Origin of the sequence: Pseudoflavonifractor phocaeensis (assembly GCF_016901735.1) — a bacterium.
Classification (GTDB): Bacteria; Bacillota; Clostridia; order Oscillospirales; family Oscillospiraceae; genus Pseudoflavonifractor_A.
On sequence record NZ_JACLZC010000053.1, the window covers coordinates 1 to 22,021 of the forward strand.

At 63.4% G+C, this 22,021-nt stretch carries 21 protein-coding genes; 16 read left to right on the forward strand and 5 right to left on the reverse strand.

The features are described from left to right. Positions 1-180: 180 nt before the first annotated feature. Genes H7U37_RS11160 through H7U37_RS11175 form a run of 4 tightly spaced genes read right to left on the reverse strand, consistent with a single transcriptional unit; the run spans position 181 to position 2,992 of the window. On the reverse strand, positions 181-930 hold the full coding sequence (locus H7U37_RS11160) for an XdhC family protein (RefSeq protein WP_204875713.1): 750 nt from the start codon (positions 928-930) through the stop codon (positions 181-183). After that, complete coding sequence (yqeB, locus tag H7U37_RS11165) at positions 918-1,730, reverse strand: selenium-dependent molybdenum cofactor biosynthesis protein YqeB (protein WP_204875715.1); 813 nt, start codon at positions 1,728-1,730, stop codon at positions 918-920. Before yqeB ends, H7U37_RS11160 begins: the two co-directional genes overlap by 13 nt. Further along, positions 1,718-2,431, reverse strand: a complete 714-nt coding sequence (gene yqeC, locus H7U37_RS11170; protein ID WP_204875716.1) for a selenium cofactor biosynthesis protein YqeC — start codon at positions 2,429-2,431, stop codon at positions 1,718-1,720. The genes yqeB and yqeC overlap by 13 nt, the downstream gene beginning before the upstream one ends. A 3-nt stretch (positions 2,432-2,434) precedes the next feature. After that, a complete protein-coding gene (locus H7U37_RS11175) occupies positions 2,435-2,992 on the reverse strand; it encodes a manganese efflux pump MntP (RefSeq protein ID WP_204875717.1) in 558 nt (185 codons plus the stop codon). A gap of 123 nt (positions 2,993-3,115) precedes the next feature. On the opposite strand from H7U37_RS11175, the gene H7U37_RS11180 reads away from it, so the two are divergent. Then, positions 3,116-3,583, forward strand: coding sequence for a nucleoside deaminase (locus H7U37_RS11180; protein ID WP_204875718.1), 468 nt, complete (start codon positions 3,116-3,118; stop codon positions 3,581-3,583). Between the two features lie 146 nt (positions 3,584-3,729). On the opposite strand, the gene H7U37_RS11185 is transcribed toward H7U37_RS11180, so the two are convergent. Next, on the reverse strand, positions 3,730-4,335 hold the full coding sequence (locus H7U37_RS11185) for a TetR/AcrR family transcriptional regulator (protein ID WP_204875723.1): 606 nt from the start codon (positions 4,333-4,335) through the stop codon (positions 3,730-3,732). 142 nt (positions 4,336-4,477) lie between these two features. On the opposite strand from H7U37_RS11185, the gene H7U37_RS11190 reads away from it, so the two are divergent. The 15 genes from H7U37_RS11190 to H7U37_RS11260 all read left to right on the forward strand — a co-directional run. Then, positions 4,478-5,179 (forward strand): ABC transporter ATP-binding protein, encoded by a 702-nt coding sequence (locus H7U37_RS11190; protein ID WP_204875724.1) that lies wholly within the window; start codon positions 4,478-4,480, stop codon positions 5,177-5,179. An 11-nt stretch (positions 5,180-5,190) separates the two neighbouring features. After that, positions 5,191-9,246, forward strand: a complete 4,056-nt coding sequence (locus tag H7U37_RS11195) for an FtsX-like permease family protein (protein ID WP_204875726.1) — start codon at positions 5,191-5,193, stop codon at positions 9,244-9,246. Between the two features lie 443 nt (positions 9,247-9,689). After that, a complete protein-coding gene (locus tag H7U37_RS11200) occupies positions 9,690-10,517 on the forward strand; it encodes a ParB/RepB/Spo0J family partition protein (RefSeq protein WP_204875728.1) in 828 nt (275 codons plus the stop codon). Between the two features lie 237 nt (positions 10,518-10,754). Further along, complete coding sequence (locus H7U37_RS11205) at positions 10,755-11,516, forward strand: ParA family protein (protein ID WP_204875730.1); 762 nt, start codon at positions 10,755-10,757, stop codon at positions 11,514-11,516. Positions 11,517-11,551: 35 nt separating this feature from the next. Then, positions 11,552-12,457 (forward strand): ParB/RepB/Spo0J family partition protein, encoded by a 906-nt coding sequence (locus H7U37_RS11210; protein ID WP_204875732.1) that lies wholly within the window; start codon positions 11,552-11,554, stop codon positions 12,455-12,457. Continuing rightward, complete coding sequence (locus tag H7U37_RS11215; protein ID WP_204875734.1) at positions 12,454-13,026, forward strand: hypothetical protein; 573 nt, start codon at positions 12,454-12,456, stop codon at positions 13,024-13,026. The genes H7U37_RS11210 and H7U37_RS11215 overlap by 4 nt, the downstream gene beginning before the upstream one ends. A gap of 49 nt (positions 13,027-13,075) precedes the next feature. After that, entirely contained in the window at positions 13,076-14,380 is a 1,305-nt protein-coding gene (gene serS, locus H7U37_RS11220; protein WP_204875735.1) for a serine--tRNA ligase, read from the forward strand. 511 nt (positions 14,381-14,891) lie between these two features. After that, complete coding sequence (locus tag H7U37_RS11225) at positions 14,892-15,233, forward strand: hypothetical protein (protein WP_204875737.1); 342 nt, start codon at positions 14,892-14,894, stop codon at positions 15,231-15,233. A 1-nt stretch (position 15,234) separates the two neighbouring features. After that, complete coding sequence (gene rsmG, locus H7U37_RS11230) at positions 15,235-15,966, forward strand: 16S rRNA (guanine(527)-N(7))-methyltransferase RsmG (RefSeq protein ID WP_204875739.1); 732 nt, start codon at positions 15,235-15,237, stop codon at positions 15,964-15,966. Positions 15,967-16,096: 130 nt separating this feature from the next. Continuing rightward, positions 16,097-16,837 carry a septum site-determining protein MinD gene (gene minD / locus H7U37_RS11235; RefSeq protein WP_204875741.1) on the forward strand — a complete coding sequence of 247 codons (741 nt, stop codon included), beginning with the start codon at positions 16,097-16,099 and terminating at the stop codon, positions 16,835-16,837. Positions 16,838-16,895: 58 nt separating this feature from the next. After that, entirely contained in the window at positions 16,896-17,312 is a 417-nt protein-coding gene (locus H7U37_RS11240) for a methylglyoxal synthase (RefSeq protein ID WP_204875743.1), read from the forward strand. A 39-nt stretch (positions 17,313-17,351) separates the two neighbouring features. Beyond that, the gene (locus H7U37_RS11245; RefSeq protein ID WP_204875745.1) at positions 17,352-18,248 is read left to right on the forward strand and encodes a hypothetical protein; all 897 of its coding nucleotides are present in this window, start codon (positions 17,352-17,354) and stop codon (positions 18,246-18,248) included. Positions 18,249-18,696: 448 nt separating this feature from the next. After that, positions 18,697-20,046: a histidine--tRNA ligase gene (hisS, locus tag H7U37_RS11250; protein ID WP_204875747.1), complete on the forward strand. Its 1,350-nt coding sequence runs from the start codon at positions 18,697-18,699 to the stop codon at positions 20,044-20,046. Between the two features lie 4 nt (positions 20,047-20,050). Further along, positions 20,051-21,133 carry an S-layer homology domain-containing protein gene (locus H7U37_RS11255; protein WP_204875748.1) on the forward strand — a complete coding sequence of 361 codons (1,083 nt, stop codon included), beginning with the start codon at positions 20,051-20,053 and terminating at the stop codon, positions 21,131-21,133. A gap of 48 nt (positions 21,134-21,181) precedes the next feature. Next, positions 21,182-22,021 (forward strand): amino acid--tRNA ligase-related protein (locus tag H7U37_RS11260; RefSeq protein ID WP_243414306.1); only part of this gene is annotated, 840 nt, incomplete at its 3' end.

Consider the following 22,021-nt stretch of genomic DNA (forward strand, 5'->3'; position numbering starts at 1 on the left):
GCAGAAGGTACCGTGAAAGCGCCTGGGGGAAGTGCAGAAGGGGGGTATCCCCCCTTCTGCCCCTTTTGGTCCAGGCCCTTTTCGGGAAAAGGGCCTGGCGCCGCCCGCGCAGGGCAAATTCTACTGGAATACAGACAAAAAACAGGCCGCCGGTCATAGACCGACGGCCTGAATCCGTTGTTACCGCACTTGAAATTCCGCCACGATGGACCCGCCGCACACCATTCCCAGCTCAGCGGCGGCGTGGGAGAGGTCATAGCCCTTTCGGGCGGAGCGCGTACCGGAAGCCAGCAGGGACAGCGCGTCCTGTTTGGCCTGGAACTCCACCGCGCCGCCGCCGATGGTGCCCACACAGGAGCCGTCCGGCCGGACCAGCATCCAGGTCCCCACGCCCCGGGGCGCGGAGCCGTGCTTTTCCACGATGGTCACCAGCACCCCCGGCTCCGAAGGGGGCGGCGGCAGCGTCGGGCCCCGTTTGGCCCGCACCGCGATGATCTCCGCCAGGATGGAAATGCCGATTTCCGCCGGCGTCTGGGCCCCGATAGCCAGCCCCACCGGCGAATGGACCCCGTCCAGGGTTTTGGGGGAAAAGCCCAGGGCGCGCATCCGCTCCATCACCGCCGCCACCTTTACCTTGCTGCCGATCATGCCCACATAGGCATACTTCCCCCTCAAAATCCGGGCCAGGCAGTCGCTGTCGTAGGCGTGGCCCCGGGTGAGGATCACATAATAGTCGTCCTCCCGGCTGCCCAGGCCGTCCAGCGCCTCCAAAAAGGGGGCGCAGATCACCTGCGCCGCCATGGGGAACCGCTCCCGGTTGGCAAACTCCGCCCGGTCGTCGATGACCGTCACTTCAAACTCCAAATGGGCCGCCAGATAAGCCGCCTCCAGCGACACATGGCCGCCGCCGCATAAAATCAGCCGTTCCATGTGGTTCCTCCTTTGTTGGTTCGGGCGAAGTACAAAAGGCCCTCCAGCACGCCGCCCCCCACTGCCCGGGCCTTGTCCGACACGGTGAAGCAGTGGTCCCGGGTGCATCGCGGGTCGATGTCCCCCGCCTTCATGCCGGCCGGGACGGTCAGACCGTCGGGCAGCATGCCCCGGACCATGCCGGGCATGGCCGCGTAAACCGGCGCGTCGTCCACCCGGGCCACCAGGTCGCCGGTCTCCACCTGGTCGCCGATGGACGCCACGGGATGAAACACCCCCGCCTTGGGCGCCCGGATGAGCCGCTGGATGGTGTAGCCCCCCACGTCGCCGGGCACGCCCGTATTGGGAATGGCGCTCCCTTCGGTGATGAGCCGGCCCAGATAGTGGCCCCGCTTGGTCTCCACCACCCCGTGGCAGTCCGCCCCGGCGGTAAAGCCCGGGCCCAGCGCCAGCACGATGGGTGCGTCGGTGATGGTAGTACCGGTGTTGCGCTTGGCCAGGATGGCGTCCACCACCGCGTCAAAGGGAAGGGCCGTCCGGATCTCCGCCGCCGGGTCGGCCAGCACCGGCACCTCGCCGGCCGCCAGCGCCGCCCGTACCGCTTCCGCGCCCGTCACCGCCCGGGCGGTGATGCCCTCCACCGTGGCCGTCCCGTCATAGAGGCACTGGCAGAAGGCCACCGTCCGCCGCACCGCGGTGGGCTGGGACAAATCGGTCATCACCACCGGAAAGCCGCTGCGGTACAGCCGTACCGCCACCCCGGTGGCCAGGTCGCCCGCGCCTTTGATCAAAACCAACATAGGCCGCCACGCTCCTCTTTGGTAAAATAAGTGATCGCGCAGGGGATGCCTTGCCGTTCCAGCAGGGCGGCGATCTCCTCCCCCTGCCGCCGGCGGGTCTCGTCGTCCGCCTTGTTGAGGAGACACCGAAAGGCCATTTCCGGCCCCACGTTTTTTCTCCCTCCCAGCGGGTGCGAGAGAAGGGACGCCACATCCGCCGGGGTGATGGGATGGTCCGTCTCCCGGCCCAGCAGGGCGCACACCCGCTCCGGCCGGTGGCAGGCCGTCCCGATGGGCTGACCCAGCGCGTCCAGCCCCGCCACCGCAATCACCGCGCCGCTCTCCGGCGGAATCACCGGCTCATGCTCCGCCGGCGCCTTCAGAGGATGGAGCCGGGCCCCGTCCCCCTCCACCAGCACCAGGTCGGCCCAGGCGAGACACTCCGCCGCCGGCAGACCGCCCGACAGCTTCCGGCCCGTCATCACCCCCACCGTGGCCGCGCCGTACCGGTCCAGCAGGCCGGGCAGCTCCGCTCCGCCGGTGAGGGGCAGCCCCGGATGGGGCATGATGTGGGTGGTGGTGGTGACCACCACCCGCTTTCCGGCCAGTTTGCCCTCGTGGGCCAGGGCATACATGGCGCTGGTCTTGCCGCCGCCCCCCACCAGGGTCACAATGGGGCAGCGCTCCATATCCAGTCGGAGGGATGACCACAGCCCGTTCATCCGTTAACCTCCCATCAGGTGTTCCACCAGGATTTTCAGGCCGATGCCGATGAGCACCAGACCGCCCACCAGCTCCGCCTTCTGATGAAAGAGATTTCCCAGCCGCCGGCCGGCCAGGCCCCCCACCACCGAGAGGACGAAGGCCACCAGGCCGATGACGGCGGCCGCCACGGCAATGTCCACCTTCATAAAGGCCATGGACACCCCCACCGCCAGGGCGTCGATGCTGGTGGCCACCGCCAGCATCATCAGCCGGCCGGCGCTCAAGTCGGCGGGGACTTCCTCCTCCGCGCCGTCCTTCAGGGTGCCCCACACCATCCGCCCGCCGATGAGGGCCAGCAGGCCAAAGGCGATCCAGTGGTCCACGGCGGTGATATAGCCGCTGAGGCTGCTGCCCAGAAACCAGCCGATGAGGGGCATGGCGGCCTGAAACACGCCGAAGTAAAGCCCCATTTTCACCGCCTGCTTCCAGCCGAAGCCGGGCACCGAGATGCCGCTGGACACCGATACCGCGAAGGCGTCCAGCGCCAGGCTGACCGCGATGAGCAATATTTCGATCAAACAAGATCCCTCCAAGCACGATAGTCTTTTTATTATACCACAGGCAAAGGGTGGATGCTACGGGCTTTTCCCCTTGCCGGCGGGCTTTTGAAATGGTATAGTGGGGAAAAAGGAGTGGATGGCATGGAGCACGCGGATTATATGCGCCAGGCGCTGGACCTGGCCCGGGAGGCCATGGCGGAGGGCGAGGTGCCGGTGGGCTGCGTCATCGTGTGGGAGGACGGGCGGGTGGTGGGCCGGGGCCGCAACCGCCGGGAAGGGGACAAATGCGCCCTGGCCCACGCCGAGCTGGAGGCCATCCGCCAGGCCAACGAGACCTTGGGGGGCTGGCGGCTCCACAAGGCCACGCTGTACGTCACCCTGGAGCCCTGCCCCATGTGTACCGGCGCCATCCTCAACGCCCGCATCCCGCAGGTGTGGTACGGCGCCGCCGACCCCAAGGCGGGCTGCTGCGGGTCGGTGGTGGACCTGTGCGCCGCCCCCTTTAACCACCATCCCCAGCTCCACGCCGGCCTCCTGGAAGCGGAATGCGCCGCGCTGCTGCGCCAGTTCTTCCAGAGCCTGCGGGAACGGCGGAAAAAGAATTCATGATTCCTTAACGAATAGTACGGAACTTTTGTAACAAATGGCTGTTATCTTTATACCATCATCATTCACAAGTGTTGATACTCTCTTCTTTTTCATTCTATCCTCCAAAAACAAAGGAGCGGCGCGTTTTTCGCGCCGCTCCTTTGCGTTTAGCCCTGTTCTCTGATCTCGCCCAGTCCCCTGCGGATGAGCCGGTCGGCCAGCCGGGCCATCTCCTCCGGCGTGCGGTCAAAGCCCCGGGCGGTCCAGGTGCGGATGAGGCTTACCGCCCCCGCCATGACAAATTCCAGCACATAGCTCCCCCGCTCGATCTCCCCCAGAGCGTACAGGCCCTGCCACTCCCCCACGCATCGCTCGTACAGCAGCCCGCTCAGCCGCTGGAAAAACCGCTGGTCCACCCGCATGTCCAGCAGCGCCTCGCACAGCCCCGCGTTCCGCCGGGCAAAGGTAAATACGTCGGTGAGAATGGGCACCAGCCCGATCCGCAGGGATTCGTTGCTGTACGCGTCCAGCACGGCGGTGAATTCCGCGATGAGCCCCTCCTCGGTCTGCTCCAAAAAATCGTAGATGTCCCGGTAGTGGCGGTAAAAGGTCCCCCGGTTCACATCGGCCAGACGGGTCAGCTCCCGCACCGTGATTTCCTGGACGCTCTTGCGGCCCAAAAGCTCCATCATGGCCTGGCGCAGCTGGAGCCGGGTCTTGCGCACCCGGGGGTCCTCCTTCTCCGGAAGGGTCGTTTTTTCTGCCGTGTCCATTATGCGACACCCCCTTATTTCTATGTCGTATAATTATCATTTTCCTGACAAATTGTCCCTTGAAACACCGGTTTATCCTATACTATAATAGGGTTATAGAGGAATTGCAACACCTGTTTCTTATCAGACAGGAGGGTTGATTATGGCATATATTTCCCTGGAGCATGTGGTCAAGCGCTATCAGATGGGAGAGGTCGTCATCACGGCGGCGGATGACATCTCCTTCGACATCGACAAGGGGCAGTTTGTCATCATCGTTGGCCCATCCGGCGCGGGCAAGACCACCGTGCTCAACATCCTGGGGGGCATGGACCAGTGCGACAGCGGCACCATCCTGGTGGACGGACAGGATGTGGCCGCCTGCTCCCCCAAGGAGCTGACCACCTATCGCCGGTATGACATCGGCTTTGTCTTTCAGTTTTACAACCTGGTGCAGAATCTGACCGCCCTGGAAAACGTGGAGCTGGCTGCCCAGATCTGCAAGCACCCCCTGCCGGCGGAGGACGTGCTCCGCCACGTGGGGCTGGCCGACCGGATGGACAACTTTCCCGCCCAGCTCTCCGGCGGCGAGCAGCAGCGGGTGGCCATCGCCCGGGCGTTGGCCAAAAACCCAAAGCTCCTCCTCTGTGACGAGCCCACCGGCGCACTGGACTATGTGACCGGCAAATCCATCTTAAAGCTTTTGCAGGACACCTGCCGCCAGCAGGGCATGACGGTGGTGGTCATCACCCACAACACCGCCATCACCCCCATGGCCGACCGGGTCATCCACATCAAAAACGGACGGGTGGACCGGGTGGAGGAGCAGCCCTCGCCCATGCCGGTGGAGGACATCGAATGGTAAGGAGGCGGCGGTTGGGCAGCCCGCTGCTGACCGACGCGGTGCGGGAGGTGCGCCGCACCCTGAGCCGCTTTCTTTCCCTTTTTGTCCTGTCCGCCCTGGCGGTGGCCTTTCTGTCCGGCCTGCGCACCACCGCCCCCGACATGGAATATACCGCTGACCGCTATTTCGACGCCCTGGGTCTGATGGACATTCGGGTCCTCTCCACCCTGGGCATCACCGACGACGACTTGGCCGCCCTGGCCGCCGTGGAGGGGGTCCGGGATGTAGAGGGAAGCTATGAGGCCGACGCCCTGGTCCATGGGACCGACAACGACCTCATCATCAAGCTTTTGTCCCTCTCGGACAGCGACTTCAACCTGCCCGACCTGGTGGAGGGCCGCCTCCCCCAGTCGGACGACGAGTGTCTGGTGGAGCCCGCCTTCCTGGACCAGAGTGGCCTGGCCATCGGCGACACCGTCACCTTTGACACCGGCGACGGCGATTATGAGGACGCCCTGGACCACGACACCTTCACCATCGTGGGCACGGCCAACTCCCCTCTGTATGTCTCCCTGGTCCAGCGGGGCACCTCCTCTCTGGGCACCGGCAAGGTGGCCGCCTTTGTGCTCCTCCCCTCCGGCGCCTTCTCCATGGAGGTCTATACCCAGGCCTATCTGCGGGCCGACGGCTCCCGGGAGCTGCTGTGCTATGAGTCGGCGTATGAGGACCTGATGGACCGGCTGACCGACGCTCTGGAGCCTCTGGGCGACGAGCGGGCCGCTCTGCGCTATGACGAGGTCATCGGCGAAGCCCAGCAGGAGTTGGACGACGCCCAGAAGGAATTTGACGACGCCGAGGCCGAGGTAAACCAGGAGCTGGCCGACGCCGAGACCGAGCTGGCCGACGCCCGCAAGGAGCTGGATGACGGCTGGCGGGATTGGCGGGACGGCTGGGAGACCCTGCGCAAAGAGGAGGCCGACGGCTGGCGGGAGATCGCCGACGGCGAGCAGGAGCTGGCCGACGCCCTCCAGGAGCTGAAGGACGGCGAGCAGGAGCTCATCGACGCCCGCAAAGAGCTGGACGACGGCTGGCAGGAATATTACGACGGTTTGGCCGAGTACGAGGATGGCTATGCCGAATTTTTGGACGGCCTGGCCGAGTTTGAAGAAGGCGCCGCCGAATATGACGACGGCTACCAGACCCTGCTGGACAGCGAGGCGGAATACGCCGACGCCCTCCAGACCTTCCAGGAGGGCAAGGCCGAATATGAGGACGGCTTGGCGGAATACCGGCAGGGCCTCCAGACCCTGGCCGACAACGGCCAGAAGCTGATGGACGCCAAGCAGGAGCTGGACGACGCCAAAGCCCAGCTCAGCGCCGGCGACAAACAGATTGCCGACGGCCAGGCCCAGCTGGACGCGGCTCAGGAACAGTACCAGCAGTTTTCCGCCGGCTACGCCCTGCTCTCCCAGTCCCTGGGCGCCTCCGACCCGGACAGCGTTTCCGCCGCTCTGGAACTGCTCACCCTGGACCCCACCGGACAGGCCGCCGGACAATTCCACGCCAATGTGATTCTCTCCCTGCGGGCCATGCTGGACGGGCTCTCCCAGGCGGTCACCGATCCCGCCCAGCAGGCCATGGTGGCCCAGCTGCAAGCCGCCCTGCCCGAGGATGAGACCGTTTTTGCCGCCATGCTCCAGACCGAGGAGGGGAAGGCCGCCCTGGCTCAGGGCATTTCGGGGAGCATGACCTTTGTGGGCGCCGCCCTGCCGGTGCTGGCCGACACCATCGCCCAGAGCCAGGCCCAGCTGGACAGCGCCCGGAAACAGCTGTCCGACGGCCGCCAGCAGTACCGGGACGGCTTGGCCGAGTACCGGGAGGGTCTGGCCGAGTATGAGGACGGCTTACGGGAGGCCCAGGAGGCCGGCGAAACCCTGGCCGAGGCCAAGGCCGAGCTGGACGACGGCGAAGCGGAGCTGCGGTCCGGCCGCAAGGAACTGGACGACGGCTGGGCCGAGCTGGACGAAGCCCGCAAAGAGCTGGAGGACGGTCAGAAGGAAATCGACGACGCCCGAGCCGAGCTGGAGGACGCCCGCAAAGAGCTGGAGGACGGCCGCAAGGAGCTGGAGGACGGCGAGGCGGAGTATGCCGACGGCGTGACGGAGCTGGCCGACGGCTGGCAGGAATACGAGGACGGTCTGGCCGAGCTGGCCGACGCCAAGGAGACCCTGCCCCGGGAAATCGCCGACGCCGAGGCGGAGCTCAACGACGCCGAGGACGAGCTCAACGACGGCGAGGCGGAATATGCCGACGGTCTGGCCGACTACGAAGAGGGCAAGGCCGAAGCCGAAGAGGAACTGGCCGACGCCCGCAAAAAGCTCAACGACGCCCGCCGGGAGATCAGCGAGATTGAGGATTGTCAGTGGTACATTTTGGGCCGGGATACCAACCTGGGCTATGTCTCCTTCCAGCAGGACGCCCAGCGCATCGGCAATCTGGCCTCCCTGTTCCCCGTCATCTTTTTCCTGGTGGCGGCTCTGGTGTGTCTCACCACCATGACCCGCATGGTGGAGGAGCAGCGGGTGCAGATCGGCGCCATGAAGGCCCTGGGCTACGGCAAGGGGGCCATCGCCCTCAAGTATGTGGGCTACGGCTTCGCGGCCTCCCTGGCCGGCGGTCTGGTGGGGCTTGCCGTTGGCTGCACCCTGCTACCCTGGATCATCTTCAACGCCTGGCGCATCATCTACACCATGGGGGATCTGGTTATCCGCGCACAGCCGGTTACCTACCTCATTGCCGTGGGCGCCGCCGTGGCCTGCGTCACCTGCGCGGCCCTGGCCGCCGTGTTCTCCACCCTCACCGCCGTACCTGCCCAGCTTCTCCGACCCAAATCTCCCCCCATCGGAAAGCGGGTGCTGCTGGAACGCATCCGACCTCTGTGGCGGCTCTTCACCTTCTCCCAAAAGATCACCCTGCGCAATCTTTTCCGCTATCAGCGCCGGTTCTGGATGACCGTCATCGGTATCGGCGGCTGTACCGCCCTGATCGTCACCGCCTTTGGCCTGCGGGACTCCATTTTTGATATTATGGACCGGCAGTTTGACGAGATCTTCCTATACAGCTCCAGCGTCAGTCTGGCCGACCACGTCACCGATGACGAGCTGGACGAGATTGACGACACCCTCCAAAAGACCAGCCTGGCCGAGGACTGGCTCCCCGTCCATCAGGCCAGCTTTACCGCCCAGTCCGACGCCAACTCAGCGGACGTCACCCTCTTTGCCGTGGATGACCCGGAGGCCTTCGGCCGCTTCATCACCCTGCGCCACCGGCTGGACCACAGCCCCGTCTCCCTGCCGGAGGACGGGGTGGTAATCACCGAAAAGCTCTCCACGCTGCTGGGGGTATCGGTGGGCGACACCATCACCCTGGACGGCGACCGGCGGGTGGAGGTCACCGTGGCGGATATTTCGGAAAATTACATCCAGCATTATGTCTATCTCTCCGAGGATGTCTACCGGGCCGTTTTTGGAGAAACCCCGGAGATCACGGCGCTGCTGGTCCGCTACACCGACAACTCCGCCGAGACCGGCGACGCCGTCTCCTCTTCTCTGATTCCCCTTTCCGGCGTGGTGTCGGTGTCCCGCATCCAGGAGATCCGCGACACCTTTACCAGCAGTCTGGAGAGCGTGGACTATGCCGTGGTGCTCATCATCGTCTGCGCCGCCGCGCTGGCCTTTGTGGTGCTCTACAACCTGACCAACATCAACATCACCGAACGGCTTCGGGAGCTGGCCACCCTCAAGGTGCTGGGCTTCTACGACCGGGAGCTGTCGGCCTACATCTACCGGGAAAATGTGTTTCTCACCGTCTTTGGCGTGGCCATCGGCATGGTCATGGGCAAGTTCCTCCATCAATGGCTGGTCCTGACCGTGGAAATCGACCTTTTGATGTTCGGCCGCGACATCTCCACCATGAGCTATGTGTGGGCCGCCATCCTGACCACCCTCTTCTCCCTGCTGGTCAATCTGGCCTCCCGCCGCCGGCTCAAAAAAATCGACATGGTCGAGTCCCTCAAAACCATCGACTAACCTCCTTTCTTTCGAGAAACCTACTTTCTTTCGAGAAAGAAAGTAGGCAAAGAAAGCTTTCATCTGCCCCTGGACCACCGGTCCAGGGGCTTCCTTTTTTCTTACCCTCTGCGGACCACCGGTCCGGGGGCTTCCCTTTTTCTTACCCTCTGCGGACCACCGGTCCGGGGGCTTCCCTTTTTCTTACCTTCTGTGGACCACTGGTCCGGGGGCTTCCCTTTTTCCTGCCTCTTCGGATAAGAATGGAACCGTAGGGGCGCCATATATGGCGCCCGTAAACCGCCAACGCCCCAAAAACCGCCAAGCGGGCGACCACAAGGGTCGCCCCTATGGCATGGAACGGCGGGGCCAATTCCTTTTCTCTGTGTACGACGGCTTTCCCCCTTGCCCTCCGGCGCTCTGTGGTAAAATATGGCTATCACCACAGAAAAGGAGGGTCATACATGATTCTGACCCGAACCAAGGGGATGTTTGCCCGGGGAAAGGTGCTCTATCTGCCCGCCGACGCCATCTCCCCCAATCCCAACCAGCCCCGCCGGGTCTTTGCCCAGGAGGGTTTGGAGGAGCTGGCCCACTCCATCCGGCGCTATGGCATTCTTCAGCCCCTGAGCGTGCGGCGGACGGCGGCGGGCTATGAACTGGTGGCGGGCGAACGGCGGCTGCGGGCCGCCCGGCTGGCGGGCCTGGAAGAGGTCCCCTGTCTGCTGGTGGAGGTGGACGAGGAGGACTCCTCCCTGCTGGCCCTCATCGAAAACCTCCAGCGGCGGGACCTGGACTTTGTGGAGGAGGCCACCGCCCTCCGGCGGCTCATCGACACCCACTGTCTCTCCCAGGAGGAGGCCGCCCGGCGGCTGGGCAAATCCCAGTCTGCCATCGCCAACAAGCTCCGCCTCCTGCGCCTGCCGGAGGATGTGCTCACCCTGCTGCGGGACAGCGGCTGCTCCGAGCGCCACGCCCGGGCCCTGCTCCGTCTGGACACCCCCGACCTCCAGCGGCAGGCCGCAAAGGAGGTGGTGGACCACGGTCTCACCGTCTCCCGCACCGAGCTGCTGGTGGAGGACCTGCTCCACCCTCAGACGCCGTCCCCCAAAAAAGCCCGGGCCAAGCCCCGGGTGCTCTTGCGGGATGTGCGTCTCTTTCTCAACGCCGTCACCCGGGGACTGGCCCTGATGCGGGACGCCGGCGTGGACGCCCAGTGCGACCGGCAGGACACCGAGGAGGACATCCTGCTCACCATCCGCATTCCCAGAAACAAGGGAACCCCCCGGTAATCCAAGCGTCGGGTCATGGCCCGACGCTTTTGGTTTGACGCCGTTTCACGTGAAACAAACACTTTGCATTCAACCAAACGTTTCTCGCCTTCTGCCTGGCCTTTTGATGGAAGTTTTCTTTGCCTTCTTTCTTTTTCAAAAGAAAGAAGGGTTGAATTGGAGGGTAGGCCGCATTATAATAACAAGGTAACCCTTTCGAGGTTTTTACTTTTCCTTCCACAAAAAGGCAGGTGTACTATGGCAAAAACCATTGCAATCGTCAATCAAAAGGGCGGCGTCGGCAAGACCACCACCTGCGTCAATCTGGCCGCCGCCCTGAAAAAGCTGGGCGCGCGGGTGCTGGTATGCGATTTTGACCCCCAGGCCAACACCACCTCCGGCTTCGGCGTGGACAAGGTCACCGCGTCTCCCAACGTCTACGATGTGCTCATCAACGGCGCCGACGTAAACCGCGCCATTGTCTCCACCGAGTATGCCGACGTGCTCCCCTCCAACAAGGCCCTGGCCGGCGCCTCCATCGAGATGATCGGCCTGGACCGGCGGGAGTACCGCCTTCGGGATGTCCTCACCCCCCTGGGCGACCGGTATGACTACATCTTCGTGGACTGTCCCCCCTCTCTGGAGCTGCTCACTCTCAACGCCCTGTGTGCCGCCGACACCATCATGGTGCCGGTCCAGTGCGAATATTACGCCCTGGAGGGCTTGAGCGATCTCTTGTCCACGGTGCGCATCGTCAAGCGCTCCCTCAATCCCCGCATCTCCATGGAGGGCGTGGTGCTCACCATGTATGACGGGCGTACCAACCTCTCCCTTCAGGTGGCAGAGGAGGTCAAGCGTCATTTCCCCGGCCAGGTCTACGCCACCGTCATCCCCCGCAACGTCCGTCTCTCCGAGGCCCCCAGCCACGGAAAGCCCGTCATGGCCTATGACAGCTTCTCCCGGGGCGCCGAGGCCTACACGGCATTGGCCCAGGAGGTCATGGAGCAGAACCGGCCCTGACCGCCGCTTCCATTCCAACAGAAAGGACTGAGTACATGTCAGCACTGAAAGACCGCGGTCTGGGCAAGGGCCTTGGCGCCCTGCTGGGGGACGACGCCCTCCAGTCTCAGGAGGGCGGCTCCCTCTCCCTCCCCATCTCCGAGGTACAGCCCGGTCTCAAGCAGCCACGCAAACGCTTTGACGACGAGAGTCTGGCCGACCTGGCCGACTCCATCCGCACCCACGGCATTATCCAGCCCCTCACCGTCCGCCGTCTCTCCTCCGGCTACTACCAGATCATTGCCGGAGAGCGCCGCTGGCGGGCCGCCAAGCTGGCCGGCCTCCACGAGGTGCCCGCCGTCATCATCGAGGCCGACGACCGCACCGTCATGGAACTGGGCCTCATTGAAAACCTCCAGCGGGAGGACCTAAATCCCATCGAAGAGGCCAACGGCTACAAGGTGCTGGTGGAGGAGTACGGCCTCACCCAGGACGAGGTGGCCCAGCGGGTGGGCAAGTCCCGGCCCGCCGTGGCCAACGCCCTCCGGCTGCTGGCGCTCCCCGACGCCGTTCACCTCCTGTTGGAGGAGGGCAAGCTGTCCGCCGGGCACGCCCGGGCCATCCTGGCCGCGCCGGACAAGGAGCTCCAAAAGCGCCTGGCCCAAAAGGTGGTGCAGGACGGCCTCTCGGTCCGGCAGACCGAGGCGCTGGCCAAGCGTCTGGCCAAGGTTCAGGACCTGGACGAGGAGGAGGCGCCCGCCCCCGCGGCTCCCGACTTCTCCATCTACCTCCGGGCGGCGGAGCAGGACCTGACCTCCCGCTTCGGCCGTAAGGTCCACATTGTCAGCGGAAAGAAAAAGGGCAAGGTGGAGTTGGAATACTACAACACAGATGACCTGAACGCCCTCCTGGAACTGCTGGAGCAGTTCCCCAACCAGCCGAAAGGAGGGGACAGCCAGTGAGCGACCCCAAGCAGCACCCCAACCATGACCCCGCCCAACAGCACGCCGCGGAGCACGCCTCCCCCGGCCGGAAGAGTCCCGTGCTTTTCTATCTGGTGATTTTGTTCGCCATTGCCTTCCTGCTCATGCTGATGGCCTACTTTATGCAGCAGCGAGTCAATCAGCAGACCCAGAGCGATCTGAACGAACAGACCCAGTCCTATCAATCCGCCGTGGCCACTCTGGACAGCATCCTGGAGGAGAACGAGCGCCTCAAGGCGGAAGTGAACGACCTCCAGGAAGCGCTGGACGAGAGCCAGAGCCAGGGGCAGGATCAGGACGAGGCCCAGCAGGCGCTGGTCGAGGTCCAGGCCCAGCTGGACGCGGTGACCAAGCTCAACCAGCTCCGGGCCCTCTACAACGCCGGCTCGTACAGCCAGTGCCGCGCCCTGCTGGCCCAGTGGGAGGCGGAAGCCCCCGGTCAGGTGGAGGCGGGCCTTACCCAGTACCGCGCCACCCTCACCCCCGAGGAGCTGGAAAATTACGACCCCCTGGAGGCCTGGCACAACCTGAACGACTGGATCAATTAACCCCCCGTTTCACGTGAAACAAAAAAAACACACGAGGAGTCATCAAACCATGCTGGATATCAAGTTTATTCGTGAAAACCCCGAAGCCGTCAAGGAGAACATCAAGAAGAAATTCCAGGAGGAAAAGCTGCCCCTGGTGGACCAGGTGCTGGCCCTGGACGCGGAAAACCGGGCCACCATCGCCGAGGCCCAGGAGCTGCGCACCAGCCGGAACGCCCTCTCCAAGCAGGTGGGCATCCTGATGGGTCAGGCCAAAAAGGACCCCTCCAAGCTGGCCGAGGCGGAGGCCGCCAAGGCTCAGGTCAAGGCCAACGCCGACCGTCTGGCCGAGCTGGAAGCCAAGGAGACCCAGCTGGCCGAGCAGATCCGCCACATCATGCTCCTTATCCCCAACATCATCGACCCCTCCGTGCCCATCGGCCCCGACGACTCGGCCAATGTGGAGGTGGAGCGCTTTGGCGAGCCTGTGGTGCCCGACTTTGAGATCCCCTACCACACCCAGATCATGGAGTCCTTCAACGGCATCGACATGGACGCCGCCGGCCGGGTGTCCGGCTCCGGCTTCTATTACCTGCTGGGCGACATTGCCCGCCTCCACGAGGGCGTGCTGGCCTACGCCCGGGATTTCATGATCGACAAGGGCTTTACCTTCTGCATTCCCCCCTTCATGATCCACGGCAACGTGGTGGAGGGCGTCATGAGCCAGACCGACATGGAGTCCATGATGTACAAGATTGAGGGCGAGGACCTCTACCTGATCGGCACCTCCGAGCACTCCATGATCGGCAAGTTTATCGACCAGATCATCCCCGAGGACTCCCTCCCCCAGACCCTGACCTCCTACTCCCCCTGCTTCCGCAAGGAGAAGGGCGCCCACGGCATCGAGGAGCGTGGCGTGTACCGCATCCACCAGTTTGAAAAGCAGGAGATGATTGTGGTCTGCAAGCCCGAGGACTCCATGGACTGGTATGAAAAGATGTGGCGCTATTCGGTGGAGCTCTTCCGCTCCCTGGACATCCCCGTCCGGCAGCTGGAGTGCTGCTCCGGCGACCTGGCCGACCTGAAGGTCAAGTCCTGCGACATCGAGGCCTGGTCCCCCCGCCAGCAGAAGTACTTTGAGGTGTGCTCCTGCTCCAACCTGGGCGACGCCCAGGCCCGCCGTCTGAAGATGCGCGTCAAGGGTGAGCGGGGCACCTACCTGCCCCACACCCTCAACAACACCGTGGTGGCGCCCCCCCGTATGCTCATCGCCCTGCTGGAGAACAACCTCCAGGCCGACGGCTCGGTGAAGATCCCCGCCGCTCTCCGTCCCTATGTGGGCGGCAAGGAGATCCTCATTCCCTGCAAAAAGTAAGTTCTTTTTCCCAAACGAAAAAGAAGCAAATAAAAACAAAGTCTGTTGTGTCCCATTGGCGTGCAAGTATCGCGGGTGAATGATGCAAATTCCCGCCATGTCGTTTTTCCATTCCCCGCGTGCCTGGGCCCCTCTTTGAGGGAGCTGTCAGCACAGCTGACTGAGGGAGTCATCCTACTCCCTCCGCCCCTTTGGGGCACCTCCCTCAGAGAGGGAGGCAAGTACTCCCTCCGCCCCTTCGGGGCACCTCCCTCAGAGAGGGAGGCAAGTACTCCCTCCGCCCCTTCGGGGCACCTCCCTCAGAGAGGGAGGCAAGCGAGGAACGCCCACCCCGTAGGGGCGACCCTTGTGGTCGCCCGCTTCTATGCAAGTACCTGATTTTTTCTTGCACCGCGTTTCACTTCTTCGACAGGCTGACGGGGCGGCGGGTATCCGCCGTCCCGTCGCTTTTTCCACACTCTCCTCCCCCGCTGGGGAAAACCAGTCTGAAATCTGAAAAAAGGAGTTTTTTATGCCGGACGAAAAAAAGACCCCCGAGGAGCAAAAGCCCTCTTACACGCCGGCCTCGCCGGAAAAGCGGGCGCTGGCCTGGATGGGCATTGTCTATATGGTCATCCTGGTCCTCCTCTTTACCTACAACCTGGCCCACGGCGAACCCCTCCACGGCGGACCGGGCATTCTGCTGGCCCCCGGCTGCGGCGGGCTGTCGGCGGTGGCCTTCCTGCGCTACCGCGCCAAGGGCGGCTGGTTTCACCTGGCTCTGGGCGTCGTGGCCGCCCTCCTCTGCCTGGTGACCGCCGTGGTGGGCGTCATCACCGTGGGCATCGCCCTGGGTCTGGTGGGAGGTGTCTGAGATGACTTTTGATCTTACCCCGCAAATCCCCCGCATCCGGCGGGGGCTGGACGCCCTGGGGGTCCGCTCCCCCCAAAACGGCCCGGCGCTTTTGGCCCAATACGGCGCCCTTCTGCTGGAACAAAACCAGGTGATGAACCTGACCGCCATCACTGACCCGGACCAGGTCACCGACCTGCACTTTCTGGACTCCGCCGCTCTGCTGGCCTACACCGACTTTTCCACAAAGACCGTCATTGATGTGGGAACCGGCGCCGGCTTTCCCGGCGTGCCCCTCCGCATCCTGGAGCCCTCCCTCTCCCTCACCCTGCTGGACAGCCTGGGCAAACGGGTCCACTGGCTGGAGTCGATGTGTGAGACGCTGGGCTTGGACGGCGTGACCTGCCTCCACGCCCGGGCGGAGGAGCAGGCCCTCCAGCCCGGCTTCCGGGACGGCTTTGACATTGCGGTGTCCCGGGCGGTGGCCTCCCTGGAGGTGCTCACCGAGCTGTGCCTCCCCTATGTCAAGGTGGGCGGCCTCTTTTTGGCCATGAAGTCGGTGGACGCCCGGGAAGAGCTGGACCGGGCGGGGCGGTGCGTGTCCAAGCTGGGCGGGCAGCTCCTCCCCGCCTGGGACTACGCCATCCCCGGCGCCGGCGTCACCCACCGGCTCATCCCCATCCGCAAGGTCTCCCCCACCCCCAAGGGTTTTCCTAGAAGATGGGCGAAAATCCAAAAATCTCCTCTCGTTTGAGCCTTTGTCTCCCTTTTAATGGTTCGCTTAAAAAATTTTACTGTTTTGCACAAATGAAAGTGGATTAAACCCATTGAATTTTTCCAAAATTCATGATAAAGTAATTTGTCACGAGGGAGGAAGCGTTTCTTTGTCAACTGCAATTGCTATCACATCGGGTAAGGGAGGCACCGGAAAGACCTCCCTCACCGGAGGCGTGGGCTCCTGCCTGGCGGCGTTGGGCCACCGGGTGCTGTGCATCGATATGGACGTGGGCCTGCGCAATCTGGATCTGTCCCTGGGCATGAGCGACCGGGCGCTGATGGACTTTACCGACGTGCTCTCCGGCCGCACCACCCTGGAAAAGGCCGCCGTGGCCCATCCGGTGATTCAGGGGCTCCACCTGCTGACCGCCCCCCTCACCGAGCCCCGGGACGTCATCAGCGAAGAGGGTCTGCGCGCCTTCCTGGCCGACGCCAAAAGCAAGTACGACTACGTCCTGATGGATGCCCCCGCCGGCCTGGGACTGGGCTTCCGTCTGTCGGTCTGCGGCGCGGACCGGGCCATTGTGGTCTCCACCACCGACGCCTCCGCCCTGCGGGACGCCCAGCGCACGGTAAGCGAGCTGAGCCGTACCGTCCGCTACCTCCATTTGGTGGTCAACCGGCTCCAGCCAAAGCTGCTCCGTCAGCTCCACACCACCATTGACGACGCCATGGACGCCGCCGGCCTGCCTCTGCTGGGCGTGGTGCCGGAGGACGCCCAAGTCATGCTGGCCGCCAACCGGGGACAGCCCCTGATCCTGATGGCCCGCTTCGGCGCCGCCAGAGCCTATCTCAACATTGCCCGCCGGCTCACCGGCGAACGGGTGCCTCTGATGCCCATTCGCTGACCCATCGCCGGTCTGCCGCCCGTATTCACCCACTCATTGATGAGAGGAGTTTTTTTGCATGAATATCGCCCTTTTGAGTCATGACCGTAAGAAAGAACTGATGGTGCAGTTCTGTATCGCCTATTGCGGCATTTTGTCCAAGCACACCCTCTGCGCCACCAGCACCACCGGCCGTCTGGTCTCTGAGGCCACCGGCCTGCCGGTCCACCTGTTCCTCTCCCACGCCCACGGCGGCAGCCAGCAGATCGGCGCCCGCATCGCCTACAATGAGATTGATATGGTCCTCTTCTTCTCCGATCCCCAGTCCCACGACCTGGACAACGACCAGAATTATATCACCCGCCTGTGCGACCAGTATAACGTCCCCTTTGCCACCAACGTGGCCACCGCGGAAATGCTCATCCACGGCCTGGAACGGGGCGATCTGGACTGGCGCGACATCGTCAACCCCAAGACCAAACCCTTTACCGCCTGAGCCAAGGCCCATTTTTCCCACGGGAGGTGGAATCCCCCTATGCAAAAAGCACGCACCGCGCTGTTGGGTATCCTGTGTGTGATCTTTTGCGCCACTTGCCTTGTGCTGCTGTCCATGGTCTTTACCATGCGGCAGGACATCGCCGCGCTGCAAGCCAGCGTGGACACCCTTTCCGATCAGATGGAGAGTCAAAACGCCTACGTACAAAACAGCATTTCCGAAATGGGCAATCAGCTGGCCCAGAATCTGGCCGAACAGTCCAGCCTGTTTTCCAGGGTGGAGGCGCAGCTCTCCTACCAGAGCGGGAAACTGGTCCTGACGGCCAGCGTGCTCCCCAAAGAGGTGGTGGAGGGCACTACTTATCTGCTGACTCTGGCCGATACCAGCCAGTCGGCGGAGATGATCTCCGACGGCCAGAGCTGGTCGGCCTCCCTCCAGCTGGAGCCCGCCTCGGCCTTCACGCCGGTGGTGGTGGAGCGCCGGGCCACCGGCGCGCGGCAGGAGGCGCTGGACACCCTGTATCCGGATAACATCCTGGCCGTACGGGGCGAGAGTATCTGGTCGTGGGATACCCTCCACGCTTCCCAGGACGAGCAGGCCCTCTATGTGGTCCTCACCCCCTCGGCGGACGGGCCGGTGTCCGGGGCCGCCGATGTGGCCGCTCTGGTTTTGACCGTGACCGACGACAACGGCGTCATCCTGGAGGAACGGGACATGGAGCTTCAGGAAGCCCCTCAGTCGGACACACGCCTTTGGTATAGGGCCGATTTGTCCGATTATCTGGAGCAGCCCTCCTGTTCCATCCATCTTTATACCACCCTGAAAACCACCAGCGGCCTTTCCCTGGCCGATTCCAACGAATCCGCTTCCTTTGCGCAAAATGAGAACAGCTCCTCCTCAGGGACAGGGATTATCTCTTTTTCACCCCGGTGGTGAGAAAGGGCGTTGACTTTTTGCGCTATTTGGGATAAGATGAAACGAAACCGCCAGGACGGCGCATGAGTAACCGGCTTCCCCCGGACAGAGAAGGACCCCTATGGCTGGAAGGGTCCCTACGGAAGGGCGCCGGCGAAAGACGGCGCTATCAGCGGGCCCGGAGACGGGCGCGGCACGCTCCCCGCAACAGGAGCCGGAAAGGGTGCGCCTTTTTTAAGACAGCGGCGCGCCGAACATGGGTGGCACCACGAGAACAAGGCGTTCTCGTCCCGTGACAAGGGACGAGAACGCCTACTTTCTTTCGACCTACTTTCTTTTGAAAAAGAAAGTAGGCAAAGAAAACTTTCATCTAGCGCGCTTTGCGCGCCTCCTTATCTTCACTCTCCACTCTTTACTCTTCACTCTTTACTCTTCACTCTTTCTTAATCTTGAAACTGAGGTGTATCGTATGGCACAAATCAAACCCCGCACGCTGTCCGGATTTATGGAGCTGCTCCCCCACCGTCAGGCCCAGTTTGACCGGATGGTGGAGATCCTCCGCCGGACCTATTCTCTATACGGCTTCACCGGGCTGGATACGCCGCTCATTGAGGCCAGCGAGGTGCTGCTGGCTAAAGGCGGCGGCGAGACGGAAAAGCAGATCTATCGTTTTACCAAGGGAGATACGGATTTGTCCCTGCGGTTTGACCTGACCGTCCCCCTGGCCAAGTACGTGGCCCTCCACGCCGGTGAGCTGTCCTTCCCCTTCCGCCGGTTCCAGATCGGCAAGGTGTACCGGGGCGAGCGCGCCCAGCGGGGCCGTTTCCGGGAGTTCTATCAGGCCGATATCGACGTGATCGGCGACGGCAAGCTGGACATCGTCAATGAGGCCGAGATCCCGGCGATTATTTATAAGGCGTTCACCACCCTGGGGCTCCGCCGCTTCCAGATTCGGGTGAACAACCGTAAAGTACTCAACGGTCTTTTCGCCCTGCTGGGTCTGGAGGCGCACGCCGGCGACGTGATGCGCACCATTGACAAGCTGGAGAAGATCGGCCCGGACAAGGTGCTGGGCATTCTGACCGAGGACTTCGGCGTCGCGCCGGACACCGGCCGTCAGCTGCTGGACCTGCTGGGCACCGAGAATCCCATGGAGGCCCTGGCCGCCTACAAGGGCAAGCATGAACTGCTGGACCAGGGCATCTCCGAGCTGGAGACGGTGGTGGGCTATCTGTCCGCCTTCGGCGTGCCGGCAGACCACTTCAAGGTGGACCTGACCATCGCCCGGGGTCTGGACTACTACACCGGCACCGTCTACGAGACCGCCATGCTGGACCACCCGGAGATCGGCTCCATCTGCTCCGGCGGCCGGTATGATAACCTGGCGGAATATTACACCAACAAACAACTGCCCGGCGTGGGTATCTCCATCGGCCTCACCCGTCTTTTCTATGTGCTGGAAGAGCAGAAGTACCTCAATGAGGACCTTCTGACCGCCCCCGCCGACGCGCTGATCCTCCCCATGACGGAGGACCTCTCCCCCGCCGTTTCCCTGGCTACGGTGCTGCGGGAGGCCGGCATCCGCACCCAGCTTTATACCGAGAACAAGAAATTCAAGCAGAAGATCGGCTATGCCGACAAGCTGGGCATCCCCTATGTGATTTTCCTGGGCGAGGACGAGATCGCCCAGGGCAAGGCCGCCGTCAAGGATATGACCACCGGCGAGCAGCTCACCCAGACCACCGCCGAGGCCATCGTCCGCATTCGGGACGGTCTGGCCGCGCGCAGCACCGGTACTCCCATTCAGGATCGGGGGTAACGCTATGGCGCTCATTCGGAAGATATCCGCGCTGGTCCTCTCCGCCGCGCTGCTGGCCGGTTCCGCCGCCGCGGCTTCCCCTGCGGAAGCCTTCCCGGACCGGTGTACCTACCCCGGCTTTATTGACGTGGAGGCGGGCTCCTGGTACGCCGACGCCGCCCGGGTCTGCTGCGAGGTGGGCCTGATGCAGGGCACCGGACAGGCCTTTTCTCCCGACCAGATCCTCACGGTAGGCGAGGTGGCTGCCATTGCCGCCCGCATGAATGAGGCCATCACCGGAGAGGCGATTTACCTGATCGACTCCACCTATCCCTGGTATACCTCCTATGTGCGCTATTTGGAGGGCCTGGGGATCACCGTCCCCGACCCGGAAAAACAGGCCACCCGGCAGGAGTTTGTCGCCCTGCTCTCCGCCGTGGTGCCGGAGGACATGCTCTCCCCCATCAACAATGTCACCGCCCTGCCCGACACCCAAGACCAGGACGTGCTGCGCTTTTATAACGCGGGCATTCTCTCCGGCGTGGACAGCAGCGGCGCCTTTGCCCCGGACAAGACCCTGACCCGGGCGGAATGCGCCGCCATGGTGGCCCGGGTGGCCCGGGAGGAGCTGCGGATGTCCTTTACCCTCAGCGCGGAGTACACCCTCTATGTGGGCCAGGCGGGAGATTTCGTCCCCTTCTTCACCCACAGCACCCTGAATCCGGCAGAGGAGAGCACTTTCCTGGTGGAGCACCTGCTCACCGAGATCAGCTTCCTCACCGGCTGGAACCTGGACGCCTCCGCCATTTTCGTGGGCAAGGGGGGCGTCACCATCGTCTGGGCGGACACCAGCGCCCTCTTTGTGGGCCCTCCTGAGCCCCAGAATCCGGGCTTTTACGTCTATGACTCCACCCAGCTGGCCTTCTCGGTGCTGGACAGCGTGCAGCGCACCATCCAGTGCGCCTTCTCCCCCGCCGACCCGGACAGCCTGGACGTGTGGTTCTGCGGCCCCGACGGCGGAGCGCTGGTGTTGGAGGACCTGGAGGTGACCCTGCCGGAGGAGACGCCTTACTCCCACGCCGTGCTGGAGGCGCTTCTTTCCCATTAACGATTTGTAATATTATGGTATAAAATTATAATTCGGAGTTGATTTCTGATGAACAACGTGCACACCCTCTACCGCACCCACACCTGTGGGGAGCTCCGTATGGAGCAGGTGGGCCAGACCGTCACCCTGGCCGGCTTTTTGGAGAACATCCGCGAGGTGGGCCAGAATCTGGCCTTCGTGGTGCTCCGGGACTTCTACGGCACCACCCAGGTGGTCATTGAGAATGAGGAAATGATGGCCGTTATCAAGCCGCTGAACAAGGAGTCCACCATCGCCGTCACCGGCGTGGTGCGGGAGAGAGACAGCAAAAACCCCAAGCTCCCCACCGGCGACATCGAAGTGGTGCCTGAAAAGATCGAGGTGCTGGGCCGCTGCCGCCACAATGAGCTGCCCTTCCAGATCAACCGCAGCCGGGAGGCCGACGAGTCCGCCCGCCTGAAGCACCGCTATCTGGACCTGCGCAATCCGGCGGTGCGGGACAATATCATCCTGCGCTGCAACGTGGTCTCCGCCCTCCGGGCCGCCATGATCGACCACGGCTTTATGGAGATCACCACCCCCATCCTCACCGCCTCCTCCCCCGAGGGCGCCCGGGACTACCTGGTCCCCAGCCGCAAGCACCCCGGCAAGTTCTACGCTCTGCCCCAGGCGCCCCAGCAGTTCAAGCAGCTGCTGATGGCCTCCGGCTTTGATAAGTACTTCCAGATCGCCCCCTGCTTCCGGGACGAGGACGCCCGGGGCGACCGCTCCCCCGGCGAGTTCTACCAGCTGGATATGGAGATGGCCTTTGCCGGTCAGGAGGACGTGTTCGCCGTGCTGGAGGACGTGCTGCCCCCCATCTTTGCCAAGTACGGCAAGTATAACACCGCCTCCCCCGCCCCCTTCCTG

What these genes read in the sequence shown, in the direction of transcription:
- H7U37_RS11240 (WP_204875743.1), top strand. Translation starts at nt 16,896, where the DNA reads ATGAATATCGCCCTTTTGAGTCATGACCGTAAGAAAGAACTGATGGTG.
- yqeB (WP_204875715.1), bottom strand. Translation starts at nt 1,730, where the DNA reads ATGTTGGTTTTGATCAAAGGCGCGGGCGACCTGGCCACCGGGGTGGCG.
- H7U37_RS11245 (WP_204875745.1), top strand. Translation starts at nt 17,352, where the DNA reads ATGCAAAAAGCACGCACCGCGCTGTTGGGTATCCTGTGTGTGATCTTT.
- H7U37_RS11225 (WP_204875737.1), top strand. Translation starts at nt 14,892, where the DNA reads ATGCCGGACGAAAAAAAGACCCCCGAGGAGCAAAAGCCCTCTTACACG.
- H7U37_RS11190 (WP_204875724.1), top strand. Translation starts at nt 4,478, where the DNA reads ATGGCATATATTTCCCTGGAGCATGTGGTCAAGCGCTATCAGATGGGA.
- H7U37_RS11185 (WP_204875723.1), bottom strand. Translation starts at nt 4,335, where the DNA reads ATGGACACGGCAGAAAAAACGACCCTTCCGGAGAAGGAGGACCCCCGG.
- H7U37_RS11205 (WP_204875730.1), top strand. Translation starts at nt 10,755, where the DNA reads ATGGCAAAAACCATTGCAATCGTCAATCAAAAGGGCGGCGTCGGCAAG.
- rsmG (WP_204875739.1), top strand. Translation starts at nt 15,235, where the DNA reads ATGACTTTTGATCTTACCCCGCAAATCCCCCGCATCCGGCGGGGGCTG.
- hisS (WP_204875747.1), top strand. Translation starts at nt 18,697, where the DNA reads ATGGCACAAATCAAACCCCGCACGCTGTCCGGATTTATGGAGCTGCTC.
- serS (WP_204875735.1), top strand. Translation starts at nt 13,076, where the DNA reads ATGCTGGATATCAAGTTTATTCGTGAAAACCCCGAAGCCGTCAAGGAG.
- H7U37_RS11210 (WP_204875732.1), top strand. Translation starts at nt 11,552, where the DNA reads ATGTCAGCACTGAAAGACCGCGGTCTGGGCAAGGGCCTTGGCGCCCTG.
- H7U37_RS11200 (WP_204875728.1), top strand. Translation starts at nt 9,690, where the DNA reads ATGATTCTGACCCGAACCAAGGGGATGTTTGCCCGGGGAAAGGTGCTC.
- H7U37_RS11180 (WP_204875718.1), top strand. Translation starts at nt 3,116, where the DNA reads ATGGAGCACGCGGATTATATGCGCCAGGCGCTGGACCTGGCCCGGGAG.
- H7U37_RS11255 (WP_204875748.1), top strand. Translation starts at nt 20,051, where the DNA reads ATGGCGCTCATTCGGAAGATATCCGCGCTGGTCCTCTCCGCCGCGCTG.
- H7U37_RS11160 (WP_204875713.1), bottom strand. Translation starts at nt 930, where the DNA reads ATGGAACGGCTGATTTTATGCGGCGGCGGCCATGTGTCGCTGGAGGCG.
- yqeC (WP_204875716.1), bottom strand. Translation starts at nt 2,431, where the DNA reads ATGAACGGGCTGTGGTCATCCCTCCGACTGGATATGGAGCGCTGCCCC.